This window comes from Lysinibacillus sp. VIII_CA (assembly GCF_049943995.1).
Lineage (GTDB): Bacteria > Bacillota > Bacilli > Bacillales_A > Planococcaceae > Lysinibacillus > Lysinibacillus pinottii.
Genome location: NZ_JBNFXM010000010.1, coordinates 80,965 through 99,648 on the forward strand (window position 1 = coordinate 80,965; position 18,684 = coordinate 99,648).

Genomic DNA, 18,684 nt, shown 5'->3' on the forward strand with positions numbered 1-18,684 from the left:
TGATTGCATATTCTCCGTATTTCAAGTACCTTTGATAAGGGCTTTGTTACGGTGATCATAAAACGATAAAATTATGTTTATGCTTGTAAGAATAGGATGTAAATATACCTTAAAGTTCGAATCATGGTACAATGAAAAAAGATGTTAGGAGGAACGAATGATGTCAAAATATACTGATTATAATTTTCAGCCATTTTTGCAGGACGCCATTGCAGAACTTGGCTTTACAGAACCGACACCAATTCAAAAAGAAATTATTCCATTAATATTAAAAGGGAAGAGTGCCATTGGACAGGCACATACAGGAACAGGGAAAACACATAGTTTTTTAATTCCGATTGTTCAACGTATTGATGTAGAGAAACAGGAAGTACAGGCCGTTATTACTTCTCCTACACGTGAGCTGGCACAGCAAATTTATGATGCATTGAATCAATTAATAGAAGGAACAGCTATACAGGCAAAACTTTTTATTGGGGGTACGGACAAACAACGCTCTATTGATAAGTTAAAAACGCAACCTCAAATTGTTGTTGGAACACCTGGACGTATTCGTGACCTTGTTTCAGCACAAGCGTTATTTGTGCATACGGCACCAATTCTAGTTGTTGATGAAGCAGATTTAGCTTTCGATATGGGCTTTATTGAGGAAATTGATGGATTTGCATCTCAAATGCCAGAGAAACTTGAAATGTTCGTATTTTCAGCAACAATCCCAGAAAAGCTACAGCCTTTCTTAAAAAAATATATGGACGCACCTGTCCATGTACACATGAACGATAAACGACCTGTGGCAGAGGGCATTGATTTTATGCTTGTACCTGTTCGTTCTAAATCACGTAATAAACGTTTATTAGAAGTCATTGAAGGCATCAATCCATTTTTGGCTGTTATTTTTACAAATACACGTAAATCGGCTGAGCATGTTGCTGGTTATTTAAATGAGCATGGTATCCGTTGTGGACAAATCCATGGTGATTTAAGCCCACGTGATCGTAAGAAAATGATGAAGCAAATTCGTGATCTCGAATATCAATATATTGTTGCAACAGATTTGGCGGCACGTGGAATTGATATTCAAGGAATTTCTCATGTCATTAACTATGAAATCCCTGAGGATTTAGAGTTCTTTATTCACCGTGTAGGACGTACTGCTCGTGCAGGTAATAAAGGAACAGCCATTACATTATTTGAGCCATCTGAAGAGGATGCAGTAGTACGTGTGGAAAAAATGGGTATTCCATTTGTGCAAATGGACGTTAAAAATGGAGAATGGTCTGAGTTAAAAGAGCGTCATGCCCGTAAAAATCGTGTTAAACAAGAGAATGAAATAGATGTGAAAGCGAAGGCGTTGGTGCGTAAACCTAAAAAGGTGAAACCAGGCTATAAGCGTAATATGAAATGGGAAATGGAAAAAATTAAAAAACGCGAACGCCGCTTAAAAGCGAGAGGAAAAAAATAAGGGGGCTTTTACATGCTACTTGGCTCACATGTTTCGATGAGTGGGAAAGAAATGTTACTTGGCTCTAGTAAAGAGGCATTATCGTACGGAGCTAATACATTTATGATCTATACAGGAGCGCCACAAAACACACGTCGGAAAGCGATTGCCGATCTGAACATTATGAATGGTCTCCTTCATATGAAAGAGCATGGCATGACTAATATTGTTGTTCATGCTCCTTATATCATCAATATTGGCAATACGGAAAAACCAGAAACTTTTCGACTCGGTGTAGATTTTTTACAGTCGGAAATTGAACGTACAGCAGCATTAGAGGCAACACAAATTGTCTTGCATCCTGGTGCACATGTGGGTGCTGGGGCAGATGCAGGGATTGCCAAAATTATTGAAGGCTTAAATGAAGTATTGTCGCAAGATTATCCCGTCCAAATTGCATTAGAAACAATGGCAGGGAAAGGAACAGAATGTGGCCGTTCCTTTGAAGAGTTAGCTAAAATCATAGACGGTGTCACTCATAACGAACGTCTTTCTGTATGCTTTGATACTTGTCATACACACGATGCTGGCTATAACATTGTCGAGGATTTCGATGGTGTTCTCAACGAATTTGATAAATTAATAGGTGTTGATCGCATCAAAGTTCTGCACATTAATGATTCAAAAAATGTGCGAGGCGCTGCTAAAGACCGTCACGAAAATATCGGCTTTGGTCACATTGGTTTTGATGCCTTGAACTATGTTGTGCACCATCCACAATTAATGGCGATTCCTAAAATTTTAGAAACACCATTCGTTCCACTTGCTAGTGATGCCAAATCAAAATCAGCTCCATACAAAGCTGAAATTGATATGCTGCGCAGCAGTACATTTAAGCCTGAGCTTATCGAGGCTTTAAAAGGCTAACAAAGAAGCCCAACATCCAGCCACAGTGCTGATGTTGGGCCTTATTACGTTATTTTGTAAAAAGTGCGATTAGCTGACGAGAGCGCTTTCTTCCTAAAACAGCCTCCACTTCAACTAAAATATCTTTAGGAATGCCTAAAAAAAGCCAGGAAAATGAGAATTGCTCCAAATAAGGCCGAAGTTTTTTTACTTCAGAAGTTGTAATGTCAAAGCCCTCTTCACGAGCAATCGCGACAATTTCCTTATCCGTGCTTTGTGCCAATTGCTGTAAAAATTGAATACTCAAAGTCAATCCTCCTTTATGATATGGTTAATCAAATGCTTTAAACGGTCGCCATTTCCTCATTCAAAAAGAGTAGACATCTTCTTTTCTTTACAAAAACTGCACTTTCCTATATACTTACAACTTGTAAATCGTAATGATTTTGAATTAGAAAGAAGCGATCATGCATGAAAACAACATTAATTGACATTGAAAATGTGTCATTTCAATATGACTATACACAAGTTTTAAAAAATATTTCCTTTCGTGTAGAAGAGGGCGATTTTTTAGCGCTACTCGGCCCAAACGGTTCGGGGAAATCAACGTTATTAAAAATCCTTTTAGGTTTATTGAAGCCTCTTTCGGGAGAAATAAAGCTTTTTGGTGAACCAAGTGCAACGTTTAAACATCGAGAATGGATCGGTTATGTTTCACAAAAATCCAATGCCTTTAATTCAGGATTCCCAGCAACCGTGCAAGAGGTCGTGAAAAGTGGATTAACGAAAAAATTAGGGCTATTTAAAAGACCTGGACGAGAAGCTAAAGGAAAAGTTCAAGAAGCGTTAAAGGCAGTTGGTATGGATGCATTTGAACATCGTAATATTGGTGAATTATCAGGTGGACAACAGCAACGAGTGTTTATTGCGAGAGCTTTAGTCAGTGATCCCAAATTACTTATTTTAGATGAACCGACTGTTGGTATTGATCACGAGAACGTGCAGTCATTTTATGATATGCTGGCGAAATTAAATCGGGAACAGGGAATTACAATGATTCTTGTCACACATGATGTCGATACCGTATCTAATCGCATTAGCCATGTGGCTTGTTTAAATCAAACGATTCACTTCCATGGCTACAAAAATGAATTTGATAATATTTCCCAGGGTGCGCTAGATGCTTGGTATGGCCATTCTGTGAGAAAGATTCATTAGAAGGAGAAGGCACAATGATTGAAGCAATTTTACATTATGAATTTTTACAAAACGCCTTTTTCTCTGGATTATTAATTGGCATACTTGCCCCACTATTAGGCGTTTTTATTGTAGTACGAAGGCTATCGCTTATTGCCGATGCTTTGTCACATGTCACACTTGCTGGAATAGCAGGGAGCTTATATATTAGCCAATCTGTGACCGCCTTAGCGTTGCTCAACCCTATTTATCTAGGGATTTTAGCGTCTGTTAGTGGTTCTATTTTAATTGAGCGTCTAAGACGTTTATATAAGCACTATGAGGAGTTAGCTATACCCATCATTATGTCAGGCGGTATAGGTATAAGCGCTATCTTTATATCGCTTGCCAGCGGCTTTAGCACAGATTTAATGAGTTATCTGTTTGGCTCAGTATCAGCTGTATCCCGCCAAGATCTTTGGGTAGTGATTGGAATTGCTGCTGTCGTCATCCTCTTTTTGTTTTTATTTTTTAAAGAATTATTTGTTTTATCCTTTGATGAAGAGTATGCAAAAGCAAGCGGCCTTCCAGCACGATGGGTGCATCTATTGTTTATGATTGTGACTGCCCTTGTCATTGCTGCAAGTATGCGCATTGTAGGTATTTTACTTGTATCATCATTAATGACGTTACCGGTTGCAGCAGCTATGCGATTAGCAAAAGGCTTTAAGCAAACTATCTTTTATGCTATTGTTTTTGGTGAAACGGCTGTATTAATCGGTCTGATTAGTGCGTTTTATTTGGATTTAGCGCCGGGAGGTACAATTGTTGTCACTTCGATTTTAATATTGCTACTTGTGATTCTTGGAAAGAAAGTAGCATTTAAAATGGCTGCGAAGCAAGGGGAGGTAGCACAATGAATGTTTCAAGAGCGTGGGAAATTTTAAAAGAAAATGGTTTTAAAAAAACAGATAAGCGGGAGTTAATATTAGATATGTTTGCAGCAACAGATAAATATCTAACCGCCCGTGATTTATTGGATGTTTTAAAGAAGGATTTTCCGGGAATGAGTTTTGATACCATTTACCGCAACCTTGCTACATTTGTGAAGTTAGGGATTTTAGAGGAAACAGAGCTATCTGGAGAACGTAATTTCCGAATGCACTGTGAATCCGCACATCATCACCATCATTTTATTTGTATGGATTGTGGAAATGTAAAAGAGCTCAATCTTTGTCCGATGGAAATGTTAGGAGAAAAACTACCTGACTATGAAATTGAAAATCATAAGTTTGAAATATATGGGAAATGCCCGGACTGTAAGCAAGAAACTCTGTCACCTTAAAAAATGGACAGAGTTTTTTTATGTAAAAGAGAGGGTTGTTCCTTATAGGAATGTACCCTCTCTAATTTTATTAAGCTACTGCTACTCTACGAATCGCAACAATTTTATTACAGTCTACAATTAAAGGTGAAGCAGCAGCCGCACCTGGCTCAAGGAAGTAAGCACAGCAATTTCTTGGATCGAAAGAAATGAAAGTCACACCTAAGAAGCTAATACCTCCAGATAAGAAGATGTCTAGTGTAGTAGCTAGCTCTAATTTTCTTAATTGCTGACAAATACAGCCTCTACAATTGCTGCTCATTTTCGGTGTACATTTTTCTTCTTTTTGACAAGGGCATTTTTCTTCTTTTCGTGGACAACATTTCTCTTCCTTTTTTGGACATTTACAACCTTGCCAGTTCATCTGTGTTGTATATCGTCTATCCTCCATCGTTCAGACCTCCCTTCCTCTATGTTCGTAAGAGTATCCTTACAGTAATAATCTATGTTTAGTAAATAGATAGAGGCTGGTAATCTGTCCGATAGTCCGCATAAAAATCTATATTTTTCTCTAAAACTTTGGCATTGTGCAAAGTCCTAAAAGTAAATTTTGCTATAAAAATCTAATAATGATATTTGTATGGGGATAGATTATCATTGGAAACAAAAAAAAGACGAGTCATTACAGAAACGTAACTCATCGTCATTTTTCATAACATTATTGATGTTTTTGTTGGAAATCGACCATAAAGTCTCTTAAAGCTTCACAAGCCTCTAATGGCACAGCATTATAAGTTGACGCACGACAGCCACCTACAGAACGATGGCCATTTAGCCCTACAAAGCCAGCTGCTTTTGCTTCCGCTAGGAATTGTTTTTCAAGCTCCTCATCGGCTACACGGAATGTAATATTCATAAGTGAACGGCTCTCTGGAGTGGCATGGCCTTTATAGAAGCCGTTGCTATTGTCAATCGCATCATAAATAACTTTAGCCTTTAATTCATTGCGCTTCTCAACTGCAGTGACTCCACCATTAGATTCTACCCATTTCAACACTTCGCCTAGCATATAGATACCAAATGTAGGTGGTGTATTATATAAAGAATTACTATCAGCATGTGTTGTATATTTAAGCATTGTTGGAATACTTTTATTTGCTTTTTCAAGAAGATCTTTGCGTATAATAACAACTGTAACACCTGAAGGACCTAGGTTTTTTTGAGCACCTGCATAAATAAGTCCAAATTTCTGAATATCAATTGGTTTAGAAAGAATATCACTAGACATATCGGCAACTAATGGTACATTTCCCGTATCTGGATAATCTCTCCACTGTGTACCGTAAATAGTATTATTAGAAGTGATGTGCACATAGGCATCATCTTCATCGAACTGAATGTCTGCTAGGGCAGGAATATTGCGGTATTGGTTGTCTTTCGTGCTAGCAGCCTCCACAGGTGTACCGAAAAATTTAGCCTCCTTGAATGCCTTCTCAGACCAAGAGCCTGATAATACATAACTTGCTTTTTGGTCAGTAGATAGGAAGTTCATTGGCACCATTGTAAATTGGAGGCTAGCCCCCCCTTGTAAAAATAGCACCTCGTAATTTTCAGGTATTGCATATAGCTTTTTCAATAAGGCGATAGCTTCGTTATGTACTTCATCGAAAATGGCACTACGATGGCTCATTTCCATAATCGACATACCTGAGTCACGGAAGTCTACTAATTGTTGTTGAGCTTTTTCTAATACTTCTTGGGGCAGAGCAGATGGACCTGCGTTGAAATTGTATGCACGTTGTGTCAAAGTGGGTACACTCCTTGTTTGGTTAATATGTGAAATTTTATCCAGTGGCTATGAACTGCTGAATATACACTGTACTGATCGGGCTTTAATCGTCTAAGAACAATCATTAGCAAATAGGACCATTAAAGCGGGATAACAGAACTTTACTGGATTATAACTTAATTTTCAAGAGAAAAAATAAAATTCTTAATATTTGAGCAGAATAGCGACAGCCTCGCAACAAAATGTACACAATTAACAGACGTTTTTAATTCAAATACGAACAAAAAGTATAATTTCATAGGTAATAAAGTTAGAATTTTCGTAATTAAAATAAATTCAGTCGATTGCGAACGGTTTAATGTTCGGATTTTGTATCTGTAGAAAAAGTCATTCTTGTTGGAGTTATAGAAAAGGATAGACTAGAAAATAAAACGATTATTTATGAAGACGATGCATGAAAATGTATGAAATTAACCCATTACCTAGTAAGTTTTTGTATAATAGATTGAGAATAGTAAAGGGGTGTTCATAATGTTTACAGTAGAAAATGCTTGTTTAGTAGTCATAGATGTGCAGGGAAAGCTAGCAACGATTGTTGATGAAAGTGAAGCAACGATTGCCAATATTGCTAAGCTGATACAAGCAATGGAAGCACTGAAAGTCCCTGTTCTATGGCTAGAACAAAACCCAAGTCGTTTAGGCGGTACGGCACTCGATATAGCACAACATTTACAAGGACAAGCTATTGCTAAGATGGCTTTTAGTGCATGGGAAGAAGACGAATTTGTGAAAGCAATAAAGGAAAGTGGACGTTCTCAATTTATTGTTACGGGCATTGAAACGCATATTTGCGTATACCAAACAGCTAGACAACTGAAAGAACAAGGATTTGAAGTTGAAGTAGTGGTAGATGCTGTTTCTTCACGAACAAAGGCCAATAAGGAAGTCGGATTAGCTAAAATGAGTGCCCTAGGTATTTATCCAACGAGTATGGAAATGATTTTATATGAACTTTTGCAACGAGCAGACCATGAACATTTTAAAACAATCTTACAGCTTGTGAAATGATACCAATAAGTTGTACCCATTGGTCTGTATCAAAAATAATAGGAATGACAATTTACAATCTTGCTTTAAAAAGGAAATTAAAAAAATATAGTTTTTGTAGAATAATTGTGTAATGCCTGATGGGTCTATAGACCTCGTTTGGGCATTTTTTTTTTAGAGTATATTTAAAGTATGATTCTACTCATATAAAATCTTAGCCATTCTAATTGTAGTATACTACATGATAAAATCTGGTTTCATTATAGAAAAATAACTCTTAATGAGGAAGATGACAATGATAAAAATTTTAAAATGGTTTTTTTTAATAACTAGTGTTGTTTTTCTTTTAATAAGCTGTAATGGAAATGAGGTAGCATTACAAAAAGAACCCGCAATTTCGCAGACGGAACAATTTGTCATTGAAGATTTAATGAATGAAAAAGGATTGTTACGCACAGATTTAGCTAACCAAAAGGATGTATTTTTATCTGAATCGGTTGGGCTATGGCTTGCTTATCTAGTAGAAAAAGGTGATCATGCACGTTTTGATGAACAGGTTGATGTATTGAAATTGTATTTTTTGTCAAATGACTTTATTGTATGGCGATTAGAAGATACTAAAAAAGCTTCTGTGAATGCACTAATCGATGATTTACGTATTATTCGAGTGTTACTAGATGCAAGTGAGAAGTGGCATGATTCAGATTATGAACAATTGGGTAAAAAAATTGGAGAAAATTTGGTTCAGTATGGGATGAATCAAGAGCTGTTTGTCGATTTTGTGGATGTCAGCAGTCATGATAAAGCAACTACTTTAACCATAAGCTATATTATGCCTTCTGCTTTTCAGAAGATGGAACAGCATGACCTATTATCTCCACAACAAGTTCAATATCAGTTAGATATTTTACAAAATGCTCCTATAGCTGAGGCAGGATTTTTCCCAAAATATTTTGACCTTTCCTCCAAAAGTTATGTGTTCGACGAGGAATTGCATATGATTGATCAATTATATACAGCCTATCATCTTGCTTCGATGGATGGGGACACAATTCCATTTAAAAACTGGCTGTTAAAGCTTTTGAAAAGAGATGGCAGACTCTATGGTCGTTATAGTGCTCAAACAAATCAACCGACCGTTACCTTTGAATCGCCCGCTGTTTATGCCATGGCAGCAAGATATATGCTGGCGTTAAATGAACAGCAATTAGCTCAGCAGTTCATGGAGAAGATGATAGCACTAAAAGATCCTTCATCAGGTTATGTCGATAAAAATACAAAGTTAACGCATAGTTTTGATAATTTGCTACCACTATTAGCAGAAAGGGAGGTAAAAAATGCGTACCACAATGAATAGAAATAGAGCTATTTTGCTTTATGGAACGATACTCATTTTATTGTTACAAATACCAGCTTATTTTTTACTCCGTCAGGATGCTGAAGGCATATTATTATATATTTTTTTAATGATTCTCATTGTACTTACCCTTTGGAGGGGGACTGTATTTGGGCTTGTTAGTAGCCTTATCTTTATTTTTATAACGGGCTCTACATTACTATATACAGGAATAGCAGGAGCCGTCATTTTTCTAAACACTACTTTTTCCATGCAAATGTTTTTCGCTTATGGGATTCTGCTATTGATCCTCATTCTTTGTGCTGGTAAGGTGCATGAATTAATGAGAGAACAGAGAAACTATTTAAAAAACTGCAAGACGATGTTAGAAATTATGTAGCCATTGATGTGGAAACAGGATTTGATAATGAAACGAGAATGCGTATAAGTGTCAATGAAGAAATGCGTAGGTCAGACCGACATAAACATACGTTTGTCTTTATGATTTTAAAGCTTGAAAATTATGATAAATTCCAAAAGCTGTATGGTGCGAAAGAGGTACAGCATTTATGGCAACAGCTTTCACAACGAATTCAACAAACGGTCAGACAAACTGATAAAAAGTTTCGTTTTCGTGAAAACCATATAGGTTTGCTATTAATCGATACAACAGAACAGCATATGGAAGTTATTTATGACAAACTAGATCAAGCATTAAAAAACCATCAATTGGTCAATGGCAAATGGGTAACACTTAATTATAAAACAAGCTTTATTACCTATCATCCATTGATGGAAGCAACATTTGAAGATTTTTTAACAGAATTAGAAAGAGAGATGAAAACAAGTGCGCTCTAAATACAACTTATGGTTCTCCATTGGAATGCTTTGTTTTTATACTTTCATATCAAGTGAGACTGTATTTGCTGTCCAAGATGACAAAGATATAGCATTAATCTTTGTTACAAGTACTCAACAACCAAATCTTGATGTAATGACATTGCAAGAAATGCTTCAAGTATATACGTCCGTGGATGTTTTAGCGATTGAAGAAATAGATGAACAGATGCTACAACGATATAAACGCCTGGTTATTTTAAATGCTTATCCAACAGCTATTCCTGGAAAGGCTCTAGCAGCGGTGAATCGTTTTCAGGGTTCTGCGATTCTAATTGGTGAGAATGCTCTTCAATTCAGTCCCTTTGCTAAATGGCAGCAAGGTCAAATAGTGGAGCTACGAACAATTGGGGGAGAGAGTTTAGACAATCCTGTGAAATGGAAAAGTGTCCTACCATCTGCTGATTTCGAAGTCATGAATAGGGCTTCTTCCATGAATGAATCGTATCCTTTCATCGTTAAAAAGAACAATTGGGCTTATATCGGAGATTTTGTCAATAGAGGGACTTTACAATATCAATGGCCTAGTGTTATGGGTGACTTGCTGCAATTACCCAAGCCTCAGTCACATCCTGCTTTTATTGTACTATCAGATATTAATATGAAAACAGATGTGAAAAAGTTAGAAAAGGTAGTAAAGGAATTCACTAGAAATAGTGTGCCTATTGCTCTTGAGGTAACACCTATATTATTGGATAAATTTGAAAAAAATATATATTATTTACATGATAATAAAAAATTATTAAGTTATTTACAAAAGCTACAAATTGAAGGTTATCCTTTCTTCCTCTACATCACCTGAAAAAAGTCTTGAATATTTAGCACTCCGGAAAATTTATCCGGCGATAAGCCGTGAAGAGAGTAGCCTATTTAAAGGAAGTATCGAGGAAGAAGGTCAATCCTTCTATATTAAACAAATGGACAACCGGACCATTTATCCAATGACAGTGGGAACCATTTCTGATACAGACATCAATCCTTTGTATACTGTGAAACAAAAAATAGATTATTTATTACAGGTTCCCAGTTCAATGATTGGCATTCAATACCCTGCTTATGTAAATGCATCCTATGTTCAAGAACTCGTTGATGTGCTAAAAGGGCATCCTCAGCTAGAACTCATGAATTTCCGACAAACAAACCAACAAGTAAAGTCAGAGAATGTTACAATCGTCCAACATAAAGATGGTGAACAGACCATTGACCTAACTTTTTCTAAAACAGAGCGTTTAAAAATTGTATTCGATGAACGGCCATTCGAATTAATTTTATGGGTACTTGTCCTTATTGTTTCTTTGTTTGTTACATTATTTTTTATAAGCACCTTACGTTTACGAATCACATTGCGTAAGAGATTATTTGAGGAGAGGAAGACAACTGGCTAATCTTTTATTTTTTATTTCACTTTTCCTCATTTGGATTATGCTGCTCTACCATATGTTTTTAATGGAGGGAGGCTATTTACATTTTCGTTTTTTTGAAAAACCGATCGATGAATGGTCTAAAAAAATGACCGATGTACCCTCTGTCAGTGTTTTTATTCCTGCTCATAATGAAGCACTCGTAATTGAGCAAACTTTACGGGCTATGTCTCGTTTGTATTATCCAAAAGATAAATTAGAGGTGATTGTTATTAATGATAATTCCTCTGATGAAACTGGAAATATTGCCTTGCAGTATGCTGAAAAGTTTCCATTTATGCGAGTCATTGAAACCGTGGAGCCGAACAAAGGGAAGGGTAAATCCTCGGCATTAAATTCTGCGTTAGCGGATTCGACAGGAGACATTGTAGTGGTCTATGATGCCGATAATACACCTGAACGCATGGCAGTTTGGTATTTAGTAATGGGTCTCATGAATGACCCTAAAGCTGCTGCAACTGTAGGGAAGTTTCGTGTCATCAATGCGGCTGAAACATGGTTGACAAGGTTTATTAATATAGAGACGATTTGCTTCCAGTGGATGGCTCAGGGAGGTCGTTGGAAGTGGTTTAAAGTAGCGACCATTCCTGGTACTAATTTTGCAATCCGCCGTACAGTTTTAGAGCAGTTAGGTGGATGGGATGTCAAAGCATTAGCAGAGGACACTGAGCTGACCATCCGTGTCTATAATTTAGGCTATCATATTCGATTTTTCCCAAAAGCTATTACTTGGGAGCAGGAGCCAGAGACATTAAAAGTTTGGTGGAAACAACGAACAAGGTGGGCAAGGGGCAATCAATATGTGGTTCTGAAGTTTTTAAGCCAATTTTTCACCTTAAAAAGAAAAAGTATTATATTTGATTTATTTTACTTCTTCTTCACATATTTCTTATTTTTCTTTGGCGTTATTTTATCCAATGCTTTATTTGTTATTAATTTATTTTATGACATTGGTTTAACCGTAGGTGATATTGCTCTTGTTTTATGGGTACTAGCCTTTTTACTATTTCTAGGAGAAGTAATGATTACTTTAAGTATTGAAAAAACTGAAATGAATAAAAAGAATTTTTTATATGTCATTCTTATGTATTTTACTTATTCTCAAATGTGGATCGTATTAGTCGTATGGTCATTATTTTTAGAAATAAAGCGCATGTTTACCGGACAAGAAGTGCAATGGTATAAAACTGAACGATTTTCAAAGCAAACAGATAAAGGAGCGGAATAATGAGAGCCAAATTTTTCTATCTACTTACTTTTATAGGCTTTTTATGTTTTACAAACGACGCTGTTGCGGCTACCATTACCGTAGATGATAATACAATGGCAATAGAAGGTAATCAGAAGCAAAACAAGCCATTATTATCACAGCCCATTGAATTACAGGGACCTTCTTCGTCGAGAGATTTTTATTATAATCTAGTAGATGATGTGAAACAAAATGGCCAGCAGGTAACCTTTCAAATTCAACATTCAGAGCTACTTATAGCACCATCCTCCTTTACCGTAAAAGTGGATGATGTAGCGATTATATCGGTGCCATTAAAAGCCGATTCGCTCAAGCAAAACATTGTGGTAAATCTTCCGAAAGAGGCTTTATTAAAAGGGACTCACAAGATTACTGCAAGTTTTTATGGGATTTTAAAAGAAGGTATTTGTGTGCCACCTGGTAATGCAGGTAATTGGTTACGTATCGATATCCTATCTTCCATTTCCGCCTTTAGCGAGGAGAACCCTGCATGGACCTTAGCTAATTATCCAACTGCATTTTTGGGCTATGAGGGATATGAAACAACAGTTATTTTACCAAAGAAAGCTTCTGGAGCGACTTTAAATAGTGGATACCAGCTCGCTGCTTATTTATCGGAGCATGGTGATACGAATGTACAGATACAACGGGAAGATGCGGTCAATCAAGTGTCTGGTCCTATTGTTATCGTAGGCTCACAACAGGAATTTAGTACAAGCTTAATTAAAAATGTATTAGCTAAAATCAATGTTAGTGACGACACCATGACATTATCTATACAGGAATTACTAAATACAGATTCCAATCGCCGGCTCCCTATTTTGGCTGTGACTTCTAAGAGTGCTAAAGCGATTGAGGAACGATTATCCTTTTTAACAGAGTCTAGATTATCCGAGCAATTAATCGGAAATACATTAGCTATTAAAGATTTACCGAAAATAGACAGCACTTCAGATACAACGATTTCCTTTAAGCAGTTTGGCTTTGAAAGCCAAACATTGTCTAGTCAATTAACGATGACCCCGCGTTATTATGTTTCCTTGCCACAATTAGAGGCTAATAAAGAAGCGGTCATGCGATTAATATTAAAGAAATCAGCCAGTATACCGGACCATTATGAAGATGACGATCGGAAACTTGAATTGATTGCTTATATTAATAATGTCCCACACTCGGTAGATGTACGAAAGATAAAGCAAACTACTACAGATATGTATGAAGCTTTACTACCTATTCAAACCAATGTTCTTAATCAACAATCCATGACAGATATTCAGTTCGAAGTAACAGGCTTTCAATTAGAGGATCCATGTGAAACGACGAATGAACGTTATTGGTTATATATAGATAGTGATAGTACTTTATCTATTACTAAAGATGTAGCTGAACCGACCTTTACTCTACGTGATTTTCCGAATTCCTTTCATGATCATACATTAATGGTGGTTCCTGATAATGAAAGCATGGATGATGTCACGATGGTATCAATGTATAAAGCATTAATGATGAATGGTAAAATGGCTAACATCACGCTTATGAATGACAAAGACGTCACAGAAGAAGATTTACAAAAGCATGCGGTCATTTTCATGGGGGACATGAAGCAGCTCAAATGGCTTTCCAAAAATGGTACCCATATTCCACATTCATCGGAGCAGTTAATCCAACAAGGCTTTTTACCTGAGGCAATTGGACAATATGCTTATATGACTAGGAACTTCTGGCAGAAAAAGCGGCCGTTATTGTGGATTCAAACGTTAGAGAATGCTTCTGTAAAAGGGGACTTTTTTGCACACCTGAAAGAGACTGATTCGCAAGCAGGTGCAGCGATTGAAACAAAAGAAGGACAGTTTGTCGTAGCAGTAAATCAAAACGTTAATAAAAATGATGTAAAAACGGATAAAAAAGGAGAAATTTCATTTATCCTAATTGCAGAATTTGTAGGATTAATAATGATCATTGCAGTGATTTTATATGTCAGCCTTCGGAAAAGAAAGAAAAATCAAGTGAAACAATAAAAGCGAGGTTAAGCGACTTTGCGTCAGACTATAGTCAAACTCATTGAATTTTGAGATTGCCTACAGTCTTTTTTTTTTAAATGAAGTAAAGCCGTTGATTTCCACTACCGCTTTGCTTTTGCACAGAAAACATCCGCTCAGTCCAGGATTTAGACTTTCCAGCAGGAGTCGCCGCCCTTCGTTCCAATCACCCATAATGACGAATTATCCAATCAATGAATGTGAACAATTAGAACTGTTAACGGTGGATCAAAGAGTTCCCAAAGATTATTTAGTGCGAAAACTCGAAGCTGCTATAGATTTTTCATTTATCTTCCTTACAAATTGTCCATGCAGGCGATGGATGCTTACTTTTGCTGCCATGAATTGAAAGAAAATATGGCAAATAGCTTAAGAAGAGCAACTATGCTCGAAGCGTATATTGAAATCGACAGTGATTTACCGAATATCGGAAATAAAAAAGAAAGAAAAAATGACAAAATCCATCGAGAGTGAATTTCTCGATGGACGTTGCTTTTTTTATGCTGGCATATCAGTTGGTGTTGGTTTTGCATAGCCTTCTTTATAAGTCTCATCAATAAACTGGCGAATTTCTTTTAGACTCTTGCCATCCTGATGCATTTTAGCTGACTGTACAGCAATTTCTAAACAGACTAAACAACGAGTGCCATGATCATCCCAGACGATGGATCCATCCTCACGTTTTTCCTGAATAAAGCAGTTTAAATTACTTTTGTGGCCAGAAGATTCACCACATCCACAATAACATGGCATCCATTCAAGAATTTCTGTAGATTGTCCAGCGACTTGATACACTAAGCGAATATTTTCTTGTTTATCCTCTAAAAACGATGGAAGAACGTTTGCTGAAGCTGTTTCTTCCTGAATATCACCTGAAGCATGACTATCCCCTTCGTGGGACGCTTCCCCCTCTGTAGCTACATGTTCATTTTCAACATTTTTCGTATTTTCTCCACAAGCACTTAATAACATTAACGCCAAAACAATAAAAATAGAAACCCTTTTCTTCAACGATAGCGCCTCCTACATGTTTACAATACTTCCATTATAACATCGTTCTCATAAACATTTACATGAAGCCTAGTTGAAGCTCAATGAAATATATCTAGCCCGCGTGTTTTGTTCATAAAATGTTCTATTTTTTCGCTCAGTAACTTTTTTAAGAAAAAGCCGAATAGGATAAAGACAAACCAGAAACCAACTAAGAAAAGGAGATCTATCCATACCGTTGACCAAATAATGCCTCCCACAGCCTCACGCATCATTTCAATTGCATACGTAAAAGGTAAAAATGGGTTAATAATTTGGAAGAACCTTGGCAGTAATTCAACAGGATATGTTCCACCAGAGCCCGCAATTTGTAAAACAAGCATGACAATCGCTAAAGCCTTTCCAACATTTCCAAAGACTGAGACTAATGTATACACAACTGTTACAAATACTACGCTAATCAAAAGTCCAAACAAGATAAAATAAGTGGGTGCCTGAATAGAGCCGTCAACTAAAAAAGTATCACCAATTGTAATAATAAGGGTCTGAATAATAGAAAAAGTTGCAAATGTTAGTAAGCGACCAAAATAAATTTCACGAATACTATAAGGTGAGTTCTCATGAAGATTTACGGATAATAGTGAAATTAATAATAAACAACCGACCCAGATGGACAGCACTGTGTAAAATGGTGTCATCGCTGTTCCGTAGTTTGCAATAGGGAATATTCGATGTTCCTTTAGTTTAATGGGCTCTTCAAAGAAATCACGCTCGGCATTGACGTCATTCTTTAATAATTGCACAATCTCAGAAATATCAGCTTCACTTTCTAAAGTTCGAAGTTTAGTGGCTAAGTCTTTGATTTTTGTACTCAGCGTAGGGAACTCTCCTTGAATTTTTTGTAGCGCATTATTAGCCGTTCCTAACGTATTTTTTGCTTGTGTCAATTTATCAGTTGCCTGGGGTATGAATTGTTTTACATCCGTCAACATGGAAGATGCGCTTGATAATGTACTTTTAGCACTAGACAATGTTGAGCGGATTTGTGGCTCCAGATGATCGTTATAGTAGACCAAAAACTTTTGCAAATTAGCCGTGGCATTTTGTGCCATCTTCTGAATCGCTATAATGTCTTGTTGAATAACTTCTTTATCAATTGGCTGTAATTGTTCAATTTTTGTAAGGATATCTGCATGTAAAGTGTTTAGTTGTTGCAGATCTTTTAAGGCGTTTAAAGTTGAATCGGTAAAGCTCGGATTATTTTGCAAGGCATCACGGATGCCAGTAAGTTGCTTTATAATTTGCTGATTATCTTGGGCATTACTTTGCTGTAAGGATGTGATGATATTGTCTAAGGAATCCTGTAACTGATTTCGGGTTAAAGTATCTGCTTGAATCAACTTCTGCAGTGCCTCAAGTGTTTGGATACTATGTGCTATATTTTCTTTGGACGTCGACAATTGATTTTTTAGTGCTTCTTTTGTTTGGGCGATAGAGCTTGAATCAAGATCAATACTATTGAGCTTGTTTATCATATCTGTGAAGTGCTGTGCAATATTTTGAACAGTTTGTACATCCTTTTTGATAAGAGGAGATAGTTCATTAAACAGAGCATCTGCTTCGTTCACAAGATTTAGACCTTTTTGAATGGTAGTTAAACCATTCGTTGTTAATTGTTCCACTTGTGGAATTTGTGTAAGCGCACGATTGAGTAATTGATCGGCCTCCTTCCCTTCAAGGGAAGCCTGACCTAAAAATGAATTGATATCAGGTAAATGCTGCTCTATGGTAAAGACATAGTTTTCAAATTTTCGAAAGTCAGGAATGTCACGTTCCATTTCGAGACCAATGGTATTAAAAATGGAGAATAACGTACCATTCACCGTCGATACAAATTCACTAGATACCTGCTGGGTGAGGACACTTGCTCCTTTACTTGTAATTTTGGGAGCAATTGGATTCTTTTTTTCATTTACATAATAATCAATATGAGCTTTTGTCGGTTGATCTGTTAGAATGGAGGTGAGCTTTTGTGAAAAGTCACTAGGAATAACAATCATGGCAAAATAATCTCCATTTTTCAAATGCTCCATAGCTTGCTTTTCGTTATCAAGCTCCCAAGTAAAGCTTTCATTGGTTTTTAAATTTTCGATGACTTCATTGCCAACATTAATCGCTTCATTTCGAACGGTGGTTCCTGTATCCTCGTTAACAATCGCGATTTTCATATTGGATGTGTGGGCATATGGGTCCATAGAGGCATAGATATTTAGCCAGGCATAGAGTGAAGGAAGAAAAATCAATCCGCCTACAATGACAGCTACGACCCAGTTTGTGACAATATTCCGGATATCCTTCGTGTAAATTTGAAATACATGCTGAAACGAATTTTTCATATAATCACCCCACATTCAAATTTTGCACGAGCTCTCAATATGTATGTTCCCAAATATACTTAAAATTATGTTATAAATGTGAAATTTCTTTTTTTAAAGGCGAATTAGTTTACTAGGTTTTCAAAACACTTTATAATCAATCCGGATACACTAAAATTAGGATTTTAGTGTAAAAAAGGAGGTCACTATTCTAGTGAAAAAATTATTAATTATTGGTTCTGTTATTGTTGTATTATTTGCAGCAATCATTGTACTTACCAATGTCTCAAACAAAAGTAAACTAGAAAGCGCAAACAACCCTTATGGCGATAAAAAGCTTAAACAAGAAACAATTGATCAATTAGATGACAAAAACTATCAAAACATTATGTTACCAGACGAATTAGAGGCAAAAATTAAAGCAGGTGAACCTGTCAATGCCTATTTCTTCAGCCCGATTTGTGTACACTGTCAAGCATTTACTCCTGAGTTAATGCCAATTGCAGATGAACTGGGTGTCGACATTGCTCAATTGAACGTCTATGAATATGAAGATCTATGGGATAAATATCATATTGAAGCAACACCAACGTTTATCCGTTTTGAAGATGGAAAAGAAGTGAACCGTTTTGTAGGGGCACTTAAAGAAGAGGACTTACGCAACTTCTTAAACACGGTAGTGTTAAAAAAATAG

At 36.5% G+C, this 18,684-nt stretch carries 19 protein-coding genes; 14 read left to right on the plus strand and 5 right to left on the minus strand.

Features of this window, described 5'->3' with window-relative positions; all coding sequences use genetic code 11:
* The first annotated feature begins 160 nt into the window (after nt 1-160).
* Both ACP3VS_RS14700 and ACP3VS_RS14705 read left to right on the plus strand, forming a co-directional pair.
* Nucleotides 161-1,462, plus strand: a complete 1,302-nt coding sequence (locus ACP3VS_RS14700; RefSeq protein WP_031417008.1) for a DEAD/DEAH box helicase — start codon at nt 161-163, stop codon at nt 1,460-1,462.
* Nucleotides 1,463-1,474: 12 nt separating this feature from the next.
* The gene (locus ACP3VS_RS14705; RefSeq protein WP_031417006.1) at nt 1,475-2,368 is read left to right on the plus strand and encodes a deoxyribonuclease IV; all 894 of its coding nucleotides are present in this window, start codon (nt 1,475-1,477) and stop codon (nt 2,366-2,368) included.
* A 49-nt stretch (nt 2,369-2,417) separates the two neighbouring features.
* Here ACP3VS_RS14705 and ACP3VS_RS14710 read toward each other — a convergent pair whose 3' ends face one another.
* Entirely contained in the window at nt 2,418-2,654 is a 237-nt protein-coding gene (locus ACP3VS_RS14710; protein ID WP_012295215.1) for a Nif11 family protein, read from the minus strand.
* A 164-nt stretch (nt 2,655-2,818) separates the two neighbouring features.
* On the opposite strand from ACP3VS_RS14710, the gene ACP3VS_RS14715 reads away from it, so the two are divergent.
* Genes ACP3VS_RS14715 through ACP3VS_RS14725 form a run of 3 tightly spaced genes read left to right on the plus strand, consistent with a single transcriptional unit; the run spans nt 2,819 to nt 4,868 of the window.
* On the plus strand, nt 2,819-3,565 hold the full coding sequence (locus ACP3VS_RS14715) for a metal ABC transporter ATP-binding protein (protein WP_012295214.1): 747 nt from the start codon (nt 2,819-2,821) through the stop codon (nt 3,563-3,565).
* 14 nt (nt 3,566-3,579) lie between these two features.
* Nucleotides 3,580-4,443 (plus strand): metal ABC transporter permease, encoded by an 864-nt coding sequence (locus tag ACP3VS_RS14720; protein WP_031417001.1) that lies wholly within the window; start codon nt 3,580-3,582, stop codon nt 4,441-4,443.
* On the plus strand, nt 4,440-4,868 hold the full coding sequence (locus ACP3VS_RS14725) for a Fur family transcriptional regulator (RefSeq protein ID WP_012295212.1): 429 nt from the start codon (nt 4,440-4,442) through the stop codon (nt 4,866-4,868). Before ACP3VS_RS14720 ends, ACP3VS_RS14725 begins: the two co-directional genes overlap by 4 nt.
* 70 nt (nt 4,869-4,938) lie before the next feature.
* On the opposite strand, the gene ACP3VS_RS14730 is transcribed toward ACP3VS_RS14725, so the two are convergent.
* On the minus strand, nt 4,939-5,298 hold the full coding sequence (locus ACP3VS_RS14730; RefSeq protein ID WP_031417000.1) for a hypothetical protein: 360 nt from the start codon (nt 5,296-5,298) through the stop codon (nt 4,939-4,941).
* A 267-nt stretch (nt 5,299-5,565) separates the two neighbouring features.
* Complete coding sequence (serC, locus tag ACP3VS_RS14735) at nt 5,566-6,654, minus strand: 3-phosphoserine/phosphohydroxythreonine transaminase (RefSeq protein WP_012295210.1); 1,089 nt, start codon at nt 6,652-6,654, stop codon at nt 5,566-5,568.
* 513 nt (nt 6,655-7,167) lie between these two features.
* Between serC and ACP3VS_RS14740 the strand changes: the two genes are divergently transcribed.
* From ACP3VS_RS14740 to ACP3VS_RS14775, 8 genes are all read left to right on the plus strand, one after another.
* Nucleotides 7,168-7,704: a hydrolase gene (locus ACP3VS_RS14740; RefSeq protein WP_036164206.1), complete on the plus strand. Its 537-nt coding sequence runs from the start codon at nt 7,168-7,170 to the stop codon at nt 7,702-7,704.
* 274 nt (nt 7,705-7,978) lie between these two features.
* Nucleotides 7,979-9,040: a hypothetical protein gene (locus ACP3VS_RS14745; RefSeq protein WP_230591262.1), complete on the plus strand. Its 1,062-nt coding sequence runs from the start codon at nt 7,979-7,981 to the stop codon at nt 9,038-9,040.
* Nucleotides 9,021-9,419 carry a hypothetical protein gene (locus tag ACP3VS_RS14750; protein ID WP_426389085.1) on the plus strand — a complete coding sequence of 133 codons (399 nt, stop codon included), beginning with the start codon at nt 9,021-9,023 and terminating at the stop codon, nt 9,417-9,419. Before ACP3VS_RS14745 ends, ACP3VS_RS14750 begins: the two co-directional genes overlap by 20 nt.
* 8 nt (nt 9,420-9,427) lie before the next feature.
* Nucleotides 9,428-9,877, plus strand: coding sequence for a diguanylate cyclase domain-containing protein (locus ACP3VS_RS14755; protein WP_426389087.1), 450 nt, complete (start codon nt 9,428-9,430; stop codon nt 9,875-9,877).
* Nucleotides 9,867-10,718 carry a hypothetical protein gene (locus tag ACP3VS_RS14760; RefSeq protein ID WP_426389088.1) on the plus strand — a complete coding sequence of 284 codons (852 nt, stop codon included), beginning with the start codon at nt 9,867-9,869 and terminating at the stop codon, nt 10,716-10,718. The genes ACP3VS_RS14755 and ACP3VS_RS14760 overlap by 11 nt, the downstream gene beginning before the upstream one ends.
* Complete coding sequence (locus tag ACP3VS_RS14765; RefSeq protein ID WP_426389090.1) at nt 10,684-11,301, plus strand: hypothetical protein; 618 nt, start codon at nt 10,684-10,686, stop codon at nt 11,299-11,301. Before ACP3VS_RS14760 ends, ACP3VS_RS14765 begins: the two co-directional genes overlap by 35 nt.
* Nucleotides 11,294-12,565, plus strand: coding sequence for a glycosyltransferase family 2 protein (locus ACP3VS_RS14770; RefSeq protein ID WP_325881827.1), 1,272 nt, complete (start codon nt 11,294-11,296; stop codon nt 12,563-12,565). The genes ACP3VS_RS14765 and ACP3VS_RS14770 overlap by 8 nt, the downstream gene beginning before the upstream one ends.
* On the plus strand, nt 12,565-14,604 hold the full coding sequence (locus ACP3VS_RS14775; RefSeq protein WP_031416993.1) for a cellulose biosynthesis cyclic di-GMP-binding regulatory protein BcsB: 2,040 nt from the start codon (nt 12,565-12,567) through the stop codon (nt 14,602-14,604). The genes ACP3VS_RS14770 and ACP3VS_RS14775 overlap by 1 nt, the downstream gene beginning before the upstream one ends.
* Nucleotides 14,605-15,123: 519 nt before the next feature.
* Here ACP3VS_RS14775 and ACP3VS_RS14780 read toward each other — a convergent pair.
* Both ACP3VS_RS14780 and ACP3VS_RS14785 read right to left on the minus strand, forming a co-directional pair.
* Entirely contained in the window at nt 15,124-15,636 is a 513-nt protein-coding gene (locus tag ACP3VS_RS14780; protein WP_012295202.1) for a PCYCGC motif-containing (lipo)protein, read from the minus strand.
* Nucleotides 15,637-15,716: 80 nt separating this feature from the next.
* Complete coding sequence (locus ACP3VS_RS14785; protein WP_426389093.1) at nt 15,717-18,011, minus strand: YhgE/Pip family protein; 2,295 nt, start codon at nt 18,009-18,011, stop codon at nt 15,717-15,719.
* 193 nt (nt 18,012-18,204) lie between these two features.
* Here ACP3VS_RS14785 and ACP3VS_RS14790 point away from each other — a divergent pair, with 193 nt between their 5' ends.
* Nucleotides 18,205-18,684: a thioredoxin family protein gene (locus ACP3VS_RS14790; RefSeq protein WP_012295200.1), complete on the plus strand. Its 480-nt coding sequence runs from the start codon at nt 18,205-18,207 to the stop codon at nt 18,682-18,684.